At 73.1% G+C, this 9395-nt stretch carries 6 protein-coding genes and 1 pseudogene; 1 reads left to right on the top strand and 6 read right to left on the bottom strand.

Features of this window, described 5'->3' with window-relative positions; all coding sequences use genetic code 11:
* Positions 1-209 (top strand): annotated as a pseudogene (locus AB0B85_RS22660) (hypothetical protein); the annotation flags it as partial.
* A 15-nt stretch (positions 210-224) separates the two neighbouring features.
* On the opposite strand, the gene AB0B85_RS22655 reads toward AB0B85_RS22660, so the two are convergent.
* The 6 genes from AB0B85_RS22655 to AB0B85_RS22630 form a co-directional block, all read right to left on the bottom strand.
* Entirely contained in the window at positions 225-779 is a 555-nt protein-coding gene (locus AB0B85_RS22655; protein ID WP_357410352.1) for a dihydrofolate reductase family protein, read from the bottom strand.
* 107 nt (positions 780-886) lie between these two features.
* On the bottom strand, positions 887-1420 hold the full coding sequence (locus tag AB0B85_RS22650; protein WP_357410351.1) for a hypothetical protein: 534 nt from the start codon (positions 1418-1420) through the stop codon (positions 887-889).
* A 17-nt stretch (positions 1421-1437) separates the two neighbouring features.
* Positions 1438-3270: a prolyl oligopeptidase family serine peptidase gene (locus AB0B85_RS22645; protein ID WP_357410349.1), complete on the bottom strand. Its 1833-nt coding sequence runs from the start codon at positions 3268-3270 to the stop codon at positions 1438-1440.
* Positions 3271-5049, bottom strand: a complete 1779-nt coding sequence (locus AB0B85_RS22640; protein WP_357410347.1) for an N-acetylglutaminylglutamine amidotransferase — start codon at positions 5047-5049, stop codon at positions 3271-3273.
* A gap of 97 nt (positions 5050-5146) precedes the next feature.
* Complete coding sequence (locus AB0B85_RS22635; protein WP_357410345.1) at positions 5147-7816, bottom strand: carboxylate--amine ligase/circularly permuted type 2 ATP-grasp protein; 2670 nt, start codon at positions 7814-7816, stop codon at positions 5147-5149.
* 186 nt (positions 7817-8002) lie between these two features.
* A complete protein-coding gene (locus AB0B85_RS22630; RefSeq protein WP_357410343.1) occupies positions 8003-9388 on the bottom strand; it encodes a cellulase family glycosylhydrolase in 1386 nt (461 codons plus the stop codon).
* Positions 9389-9395: the final 7 nt, after the last annotated feature.

Genomic DNA, 9395 nt, shown 5'->3' with positions numbered 1-9395 from the left:
AGCAGGCCAACCGGTCGGAGTTCTTCATGGTCGGCGGCGCGGGCTCCAAGCTCGCCATCGACGCCATCAAGGCCGACAACAGCGTGCTCAAGGCGGGCACCGACCGGGTGACCGAACGGGTGCTCGCCGCGCTCGGCCGGGAACGCTTCGACGCGCTGGCCGCCGAGGGCGCGAAGCTGGCCCCGGGCGAGGCCCGGGCCCAGCTCTGATCGCCGCTCAGCCGCTCAGCTCGCCGACTTCGGCCGGTACGAGGCGATGATCACGCCGCTCTTGTGCACCCGGGTGTCGATCAGCTCGAACGTCGCCTTCACGTCGGTGAGCGGGGTGCTCAGGCTGGCGCCGCCCTCCAGCACCGGGTGGATCCAGAACCGGACCTCGTCGATCAGGCCCGCCTTGACCAGCTGGGCGGTGACCGAGCCGTAGCCGTACTGGACGATGTCCTTGCCGTCCTGGGCCTTGAGCTTCGCGACCGCCTCGACCAGGTCGCCCTGGAGCACCTCCGTGTTGTTCCAGGTGGGGTTGGTGAGGGTGGTCGAGGCGACGTACTTCTTGACGTTGTTGAAGAACGCGGCGCCGGTGCTCGGGTCGCTCTCGTCCATCGTCGGCCAGGCCTGGGAGAAGCCGTCGTAGGTGGCCCGGCCCATCAGCAGCGCGTCGGCGTCCTCGGTCTGCGATCCGGCGAAGGCGGCGGCCTCCTCGTCGAAGTAGGGCGCGGTCCACATCGGGTTCTCGATGACGCCGTCGAGGGTGAGGTAGGTCGAGTTGATGAGCTTGCGCATCGGAATCTCCTGGGTGTGTGTCGTGTGCTCCGGTGACACCCAGAACTCTGCCGAGCCCCGCTTACGATTCGCTTCAGGTCCCCTTGCGAGGGGCCGAAAGCGGGTCCTCAAAGCGGGTCGGTAAGCGGGATCGGCAGCGCCTGCGGGGCGGCCGTGCCGCCGCCTGACGAGTGCGCCGGCGCGGGTCGGTCGCCGGTGCGGCTGTGCAGACGTCCGCGCCCGGCCGGCCCGGCGCGGCGGGTCACCTCGACGGTCACCATCCGCACCGGCGGTGGCGGCGCGGTGAAGCGGCCCACGCCCCAGCGCACCCAGATCGGGATCCGGCCGGCGTCGGCCTCGGCGGCGAGTTTCTGCACCGTACGCGCCCGGTCGGTGTGGTCGACCTCGATCACCACCGGTGGGCCGTCCGGTCGGGCGCACGCCACGTCGAGGACGGAGTGCCGCTGGTGCATGGGCGGCGGCAGCGGCATGACGCTGGGCGCGCGCCGGTAGACCCGCCAGCGGTGCTCCTGCCCCCACCGCGCCACCGCGTCGATGATCAGCGCGGTCACCTCGTCGGCGTCCAGGTCGACGAAGGTCACGTCGGCCAGCCACCGTCCCAGGTCGGCGGCCAGCCGCTCACCCTGCGCCGTGACGTCCACGGGCGCAGGATAACGCCTCAGCCGACGGTGGCCGTCGTCACGGCGAGGTGCCGGGTGAGCCAGGCGGTGGTGGCCGTACGCGCCGTCTCGGCGTTGTCGCGGGCCAGGAAGTCGTGCCCCTCCCCGGTGAGCACGAGGTGCCCGTGCGGGACGTCCCGCGCGGCGAGGGCCTGCGCCACCTGGGCCGACTCGTCGGCCGGCACGTTTGTGTCGTTCGCGCCGTGGATGAGCAGCACCGGCACGTCGAGCTGGTCGATGCGGGTCATCGGGGACAGGTCCCGCAGCAGGTCGGCGTCGCGCACCGGGTCGCCGTACTTGCTGACGGCGGCGGCGGCGATCCACGGCTCGGTGCCGGCGTAGAACGTGCGGAAATCGGAGATGCCGCACTCGGCCACACCGGCGGCGAACAGCCCCGGGAAGTTCACCAGCACCGCGAGGACCAGGTAGCCGCCGTAGGAGCGGCCCAGGCAGCCGAGCCGGCCCGGGATCGCGACACCGCTGTCGATCAGGTGGTCGGCGCACGCCGCCACGTCGGCGATGGCCCCGTAGCGGCCGGCGAGGTTGTCGGCGGCGACGAAGGTGCGGCCGAAGCCCGACGAGCCCCGTACGTTGGGCGCGAACACGGCGACGCCCTGCGCGACGAGGGCCTGGAACAGCGGGTTGTAGCCGGGGCGCTCCTGCGCCTCGGGGCCACCGTGCAGGCTGATCGCGGTCGGCCAGGGGCCCGGGCCGGGCGGGCGGTACAGCCAGCCGGACAGCGGCAACCCGTCGCGGGCGCGCAGGTCGACGAGCTGCGGGGCGACACCCGCGCCGGTACGCGCGGCGTCGGTGTCCGGCCGCAGCGGGCGCGGGGTGCCGCTCGCCGGGTCGACCAGCCAGACCTCCCGCGGCTGCACCGGCCCCTGCGCGGTGACGCAGAGCAGGCCACCGTCGGCGGCGAAAACCGCGCCGTCGAGCACCTCGCCCGGGGCGGCGACGGTCCGCTGCACGCCGCTGGCGAGATCCAGCAGACTCAGCTCGCTGCGCCCGCCGTAGGTGTTCCACGACAGCGCGGCGCGGCGCCGGTCGGCGCTGAGCGCGACGTGCTCCAGCTCGGCGTCCGGACGCGCCGCGAGCCGCGTCGGGGCCCGCTCCGGGCGCGCGAGGTCGACGCGCACCAGCGCGACCAGCTCCGAGAACGCGTCGGTACGCGCCAGCACGCTCGTCCCGTCGGGGCCGAACCAGCCCTGGTCGGTGCTGCCCCGGCCGGTGTCCGGCAGCAGCCGTACCCGGTCGCCGGTGGCCACGTCCAGCAGTTCCAGCCAGCGTGCGTTCCGCGGACCGCGTCGCAGCAGGGCGGACCCGCCGTCCGGGCTGACATCCAGGAGGGTGAGCAGATCGCCCTCGGCGAGCACCCGCCGGTGCCCGGTGTCGGCGTCGACAAGCACTGCGACACCCCGCTCGGCGGTCTCGGTGACCGCCAGCAGCGCGCCGTGGGGCAGCCAGCCGGCCAGGGTGGCACTGCGCCGGCCGAACCCGGCGACCTGGCGGCGCTGCGTGCCGTCCGGACGCAGCACCCACAGCTCGGTGCGGGGTGCGCCGCCGGGCGCGACGACGCAGGCCAGCCACCGCCCGTCCGGGGACCAGCTCACCGCCAGGACCGGTTCGTCGCCGCTGGGCAGCGCGACGGCCTCGGCCGCGTCGACGTCGCGGACCCAGACGGCAGGGGTTCCGGCCCGGTCGGACAGGTACGCCAACCGTCGGCCGTCCGGTGACGGCGCGGGCGCGAAGTCCTCGCCGGGGGGCGGGGGCACCGCCGGCCGGTGCCGCACGGGGCGGACCCGGCGCGGCGCATCGGTCCGAACGATCATCTAAACCCCGATCCGCTGCAACCAGAGCTCCAGCAGCCCGAGCTGCCAGAGCGCGTTGGAGCCCAACGTGGTCCGCCGGGCGTTCGGCGCGTCCAGCAACTCCTCCAGGTAGTCCTTGCGGAACAGTCCCCGCTCGCGCGCCGGCTGGGCGGTGAGCGCGTCCCGGACGTCGTCGAGCAGTGGGCCGGAGAGGTGCCGGATGGCGGGCACCGGGAAGTAGCCCTTCGGCCGGTCGATCACCTCGTCCGGGACGATGCCCCGGCTCGCCGCCTTGAGCACGCCCTTGCCGCCGTGGGCCAGCTTCAGCGCCGGTGGGCAGGCGGCGGCCAGCTCGACCACCTCGTGGTCGAGGAACGGCACCCGCGCCTCCAGACCCCAGGCCATCGTCATGTTGTCGACCCGTTTGACCGGGTCGTCGACGAGCATCACCAGGCTGTCCTGGCGCAGCGCCGCGTCGAGCGCGGTGTCCGCGCCGGGCGCACCGAAGTGGGCGGCGACGAACTCCAGGCTGGCGTCATGGTCGAGCATCCACTCGGGCGCGAGGTGCCCGCCGAGCGCGTCGTGCCGCCTGTCGAAGAACACCCGGGCGTACGCCTCGACGGCGTCCGCGCGGGCCACGTTCGCCATCGGCGGGTACCAGTCGTAGCCGGCCAGGATCTCGTCGGCGCCCTGCCCGGACTGCACCACAGTGATGCGCCGCGACACCTCCTCGGAGAGCAGGTGGAACGCGACGCAGTCGTGGCTGACCATCGGCTCGCTCATCGCCGCGATGGCGTCGTGCACGGCGGGTACGAACCGGCTGGCGCCGATGCGGATCTGCTGGTGGTCGGTGGCGAAGTGGCGGGCCACCAGGTCGGAGTAGTGGAACTCGTCGCCGCTCTCCCCCGCCGCCGCCTCGAACCCGATGCTGAAGGTGGCCAGCCCGGTCTGGCCCTGCTCGGCGAGCAGCGCGACGATCAGGCTGGAGTCGAGGCCACCGGAGAGCAGCACCCCGACCGGCACGTCGGCGACCATCCGTCGGCGTACGGCGGTGCGCAACGCCGCCATGATCCGTTCCTGCCACTCGTCGGCAGACATCGCCGGGGCGGCGGCCCTGGTGAACTCCGGCTGCCAGTAGCGCGTGTCGGTGCTCCGGCCGTCCGCGGTGATCACCCGTACAGTGGCCGGTGGGAGCTTGCCGACCCCGGCGAGGATCGTGCGCGGTGGGGGTACCACCGAGTGAAAGGTCATGTAGTGGTGCAGCGCCACCGGGTCGAGGTCGGTGTCCACGTCACCGGCGGCGAGCAACGCCGGCAGGGTCGAGGCGAAGCGGATCCGTCCCGGCGTCTGGGTCAGGTAGAGCGGCTTGATGCCGAGCCGGTCGCGGGCCAGCACCACTGTGTGGGTGGCCAGCTCGACAAGGGCGAACGCGAACATCCCGTAGAACCGTTCGACGCAGGCCGTCCCCCACCTGTGGTAGGCCTTGAGGATCACCTCGGTGTCGGAGGTCGACCGGAAGGTGTAGCCGAAGCCGATCAGCTCGTCGCGCAGCTCCCGGTAGTTGTAGATGCAGCCGTTGAAGACCACGGCCAGGCCCAGATCGCTGTCGACCATCGGCTGGGCGCCGGCGTCGGAGAGGTCGATGATGCGCAACCGGCGGTGCACCAGGGCCACCGGCCCGTGCTGCCACCGCCCGGCACCGTCGGGGCCCCGCGAGGCCAGGACGGGGAGCATCCGCTCGACGGCGGCCAGGTCCGGTGGCGCCCCGTCGAGGCGTAACTCGCCTCCGATACCGCACATGGCACACCTCTCATCGGCTCGGATCCGTTCGGGCCGCTGACCGGTCCAGGTTTGGCGGGCCGGGTTGCGTACCGATGACGGGTAGGTCAACCGTGCGTTACACCGAATTCTGCTCGGCCGAACCGAGCAGCCAGGTGTCCTTCGACCCGCCGCCTCGTGACGAGTTGACGATCATGCTGCCGGCGGGCGCGACCCGGGTCAGCGCCACCGGTGCGACCTCGGCCCGCTCGCCGAGGAACACGAAGGCCCGCAGGTCGACGTGGCGGGGCGCGAGAGCCGTACCGTCGAAGACCGGGTGGGTGGTGAGCGAGACCATCTCCTGGGCGATCCACCGGTGCGGGGCGGCGAGGATCTGTTCCCGGACGGCGTCCAACTCCTCGGCCTCGGCGCGCGGGCCGATCACCACCCGGTCGCCGCCGTACCCGTCGACGGGCTTGAGCACCAACTCGTCGAGCCGGTCCAACACCTCGGCCCGCTGCTCGGGCAGCCCGCACAGGTACGTCGGCACGTCCCCCAGCAGGGGCTTCTCGCCCAGGTAGTACTCGATGAGTCGGGGCACGTACGCGTACAGCGCCTTGTCGTCGCCGACACCGTTGCCCAGCGCGTTGGCGAGGGTGAGCCGCCCGGCGTGCACCGCGGCGAGCAACGGCCAGCCCAGCGGCAGCCCGTCGGCGCCGGGCGCGTGCAGCAGCGCCTCCTCGTCCATCCGCAGGTAGATCACGTCGACCCGGCTGCGGGTGCCGGCACGGACCAGCCAGACCCGGCCCTCCTCCACCAGCAGGTCACCGGTCTCGGTGAGCGGCACGGCCATCTCGTCGGCGAGCAGCCGGTGCTCGAACCACGCCGGGTCAGCCGGGCCGCTGCTGAGCACCACCACGGCGGGATCGTCGGCCGCGGGGGGCGCGGCGGCGATCAGCGCCCGGTACAGCATCGCCGGCGTCTCGTCGGCGGGCAGCAGGTCCGCCGGCACCGGCAGCTCCGGCAGCACCGCCCGGGTCAGCCGGCGGTTCTGCACCGCGTAGCCGATCCCGGAGGGCACCCGCAGGTTGTCCTCCAGCACATACCAGCCGCCGTCCGGGTCGCGGACGAGGTCGGTCCCGGACACCTGGGCGCGGGTGCCCCGCCGACCCATCAGCGCGCCGGTCGGGCGCAGCCCGGGTGAGGACTCCACCACCCACGCCGGCACCACGCCGTCGGCCACCACCTCCCGGTCGCCGTAGACGTCGCGCAGGAAGGCGTCCAGGGCGTGGGCGCGTTGCACCAGGCCGGTGCGCAGGGCCCGCCAGTCGGCGGCCGCCACCACGCGGGGCACCAGGTCGACCGGGAAGAGCCGGGTGCTCGCCTCGCCGGCCACGCTGAACGTCACGCCGCGGGCGCGCTGCTCCTCGTCCCGGTCGTGTTCGCGCTGGCGCAGGGCGCCGGCCCCGAGGTGGCGCAGGGCCGTCAGGATCGGCGCGTACGCCGGGTCCGGTCCGGCCGAGCCGAAGACCTCGTCGCCGGCGTCGGCGTACGTGGGCAGCTCCGGCGGTGTGGGCGCACCCGGCAGCGCCTCGCGGACCCGGCCCCGGGTCTCGTCGAGGAGCAGGTCCACCACGTCGGCGAGCCGGCCGCGACGCTCGTACGCCCGGCGCTGCCGCGCGGCGGAGCTGCCGCGCTCCAGGGCGTAGCGGGTGAGCTCCCGGACCTGCTCCCAGTCACCGGTCGCCGCCAACTGGGGGCGCAGGTCGGTCACCAGGCGACGGACCGCCTCGGCGGCCGGCACCGGCCGGGCCGAGCGGGGCAGGTCGAGCAGGTCACCCTCCAGTCCGGAGCGGGCCGCCCGCCACACGGCGGCGCGCAGCACCGGGGGCCGCACTGCGGTGCGCTCCACCCCGGCGCGCAGGGCCGCCACCTCCCGCCGGACCAACGCCCGGAACAGCCCGGTGAGCAGGACGATGGTCTCCACGTCGGCGTTGGCGTCGGTGATCCGCAGCTCGACGGTGGGCACGTGGGCCGACGGCCGGACATCGAAGTAGATCATGGCGGGGTCGGTGATCGTGCCGGAGGAGATCAGCTCGGCCACCAACGCCTCATGATCCGCGGCGCTGGTCACCTCGCCCGGGTCACCCGCTGTGGGCCAGCGCTGCCAGACCAGCGACCGGACGCTGGCGTAGCCGCTGTCCTGACCCATCCAGTACGGCGAGCTTGTCGACAGGGCGAGCAGCACCGGCAGCCACGGCTGGACCCGGCGGGTGACCGCGACCGCCAGGTCGCGGTCGGACACGCCGACGTGCACCTGCGCGCCGCAGATCAACTGCTCCCGGGCGAGGAGTTGGTACTCGTCGAGCATCCGCCGGTAGCGGGAGGTGGGGGTGACGCTCGGGTCGCCGTCGGCGCGCAACGGCACCGTGCCGGCCGCCACGATGCCCAACCCGGCCCGGTCGGCGACCTGGACGGCCAGCTGGCGCAGCCGGGTCAGCTCGGCGCGGATCTCGTCCAGGCTGCGGCAGACAGCGGTGTTGGTCTCCACCACGCTGCGGTGCAACTCGGCGGTGAACGAGTCGGCCGGAAGCCGGTCGAGCAACTCCCCGGCCCGCGGCACCAACTCCCGGGTGTGCAGGTCGACGACGTGGAACTCCTCCTCGACACCGATCGTGGCAAGGTCCGCCGGGTCGCCGTCGTCGAGGGTCGCCGCCGTGTTGGCGCGCGGCGTGGGCAGTGCCCGGCCGTTGCCGGACCGGCTGCTCGGCGCGTCGAACGTCGGCGCGTTCGTGGTGTTGTCGGCCATGGTCACCCCGGTTCGCAGATCGGCGGTCGTGGCTGTCCGACGAGCGTTCCCAGGGTTGGTGCCGGGCGTGTTTCGGGTGCGTTAAGGTGGCGGACCGTTCTCGCCGGCCTGCTCAACGGGCCGTCGGAATCGCGCCGTGCCGGCCCGGGACGCGCCCGCACGGCGCGCCCCGGAGTGGCAGTCGCGTCAGCTCATGTTCGCCACCACGAACGGCGCGTGGCCGTGCAGGTAGTTGGTCCACCCACCGGTCACCGGCGCGCCGGGGCTGAGCAGGTTGGTGGTGTCGGTGCCGACGTCCAGCTTCCACGCCGTCCAGGAGATGCCGTTCGCCCTCATCCAGTCGATCCAGGACTGCGCCTCCGGCAGGCAGGACCGGCCGTCGAGGCCGCCGTCGGCGTTGCTGGCGCCCCACTCGGTGACGAACAGCGCGAGGCCGGCCCGGATCGCCGCGTCGCCCTTGGCCCGCAGCGACGCGCCGTGCGTGCACGAGTAGAAGTGCAGGGTGTACATCAGGTTGGTGCCGCTGACCGGGCTGGCCGCCGCCACGTCCACGTCCTGCGACCAGGTTGGGGTGCCGAGCACCACGATGTTGTCCGGGTCGGCGGCGCGGATCGCCGCGACCACCGCCTGGTGGTACGGCTTGATGACGTTGGTCCAGCTCACCTGCAACGGCTCGTTGTACGGCTCCCAGATGACGTTGGGCAGGTGGCCGTAGCGGCGGGCCAGGTCACCGAAGAACGCCACCGCCTGCGACTGGTTGTTCTGCGCCTCGTGCGCGTGCCAGTCGACGATCACGTACACCCCGGCGCTGACCGCGTTGTTGATGATGGTCTCCACCTGCGCCCGCGCCCTGCTCGGATCACTCAGGTACGCGCCGGCCGGCTCCACGCCCATGGCCGCGCGGATCACCTGGAGCTTCCAGTTGTCCCGCATCCAGCGCAGCGCGGAGAGATTCTCGGCGTACGGGGCGGTCTCCCAGTTGAGCCACATGCTGCTGACGCCGCGCAACTGCACCCGAGCGCCGGACCTGTCGCACATCGTCGTGCCGCAGACCCGGAGTTGCCCGTACCGCTCGACAGGCGTGCCGGTGCTCGGCGGCGGGGTCGTGGGCGGTGGGGTCGTGGGCGGCGGAGTCGTGGGCGGCGGGGTGGTGGGCGGCGGGGTCGTCGGGGGTGTGCCGCCGGTGCAGGAGATGCTGTCGCCGTTGACTGTGCAGTTCACCGGGGTGCCCGAGCCGTTGACGAGGAAGCCGAACGACGTCGACGCGCCGGCACCGAGAGTGCCGTTCCACGACACGTTGCTGAAGGTGTAGTGGTTGCCCGAGGTCGCCTGTTGGGCGTTCCACGACTGGCTGATGCTCGTTCCGGCCGGCAGGTCGAACTCCACGCGCCAGCTGGTGATCTGTGTGGAGGTGTTGTTGGTGACGGTGACCTGCCCCTGGTAGCCACTGCCCCAGTTGTTGGTCACGGAGAAGGCGGCGGTCGCCGCGCTGGCCGGGGTGGCGACTGTCGCCACCGCCCCGGCGAGCAGGCCGGCGACGGCCAGCGTCGTGACAAGTCTCAGTGCGCGCATGCTGAAC

Source organism: Micromonospora sp. NPDC049044 (assembly GCF_040649215.1).
In the GTDB taxonomy this organism is placed as follows: domain Bacteria; phylum Actinomycetota; class Actinomycetes; order Mycobacteriales; family Micromonosporaceae; genus Micromonospora.
Note: the sequence above shows the minus strand (reverse complement) of the source record. Positions and strands in the feature narration are given on the sequence as shown.

Bases quoted from the DNA above. Each gene is read 5' to 3' on its own strand.
- AB0B85_RS22645 (WP_357410349.1), bottom strand. From the start codon at position 3,270: ATGATCGTTCGGACCGATGCGCCGCGCCGGGTCCGCCCCGTGCGGCAC.
- AB0B85_RS22630 (WP_357410343.1), bottom strand. From the start codon at position 9,388: ATGCGCGCACTGAGACTTGTCACGACGCTGGCCGTCGCCGGCCTGCTC.
- AB0B85_RS22655 (WP_357410352.1), bottom strand. From the start codon at position 779: ATGCGCAAGCTCATCAACTCGACCTACCTCACCCTCGACGGCGTCATC.
- AB0B85_RS22635 (WP_357410345.1), bottom strand. From the start codon at position 7,816: ATGGCCGACAACACCACGAACGCGCCGACGTTCGACGCGCCGAGCAGC.
- AB0B85_RS22640 (WP_357410347.1), bottom strand. From the start codon at position 5,049: ATGTGCGGTATCGGAGGCGAGTTACGCCTCGACGGGGCGCCACCGGAC.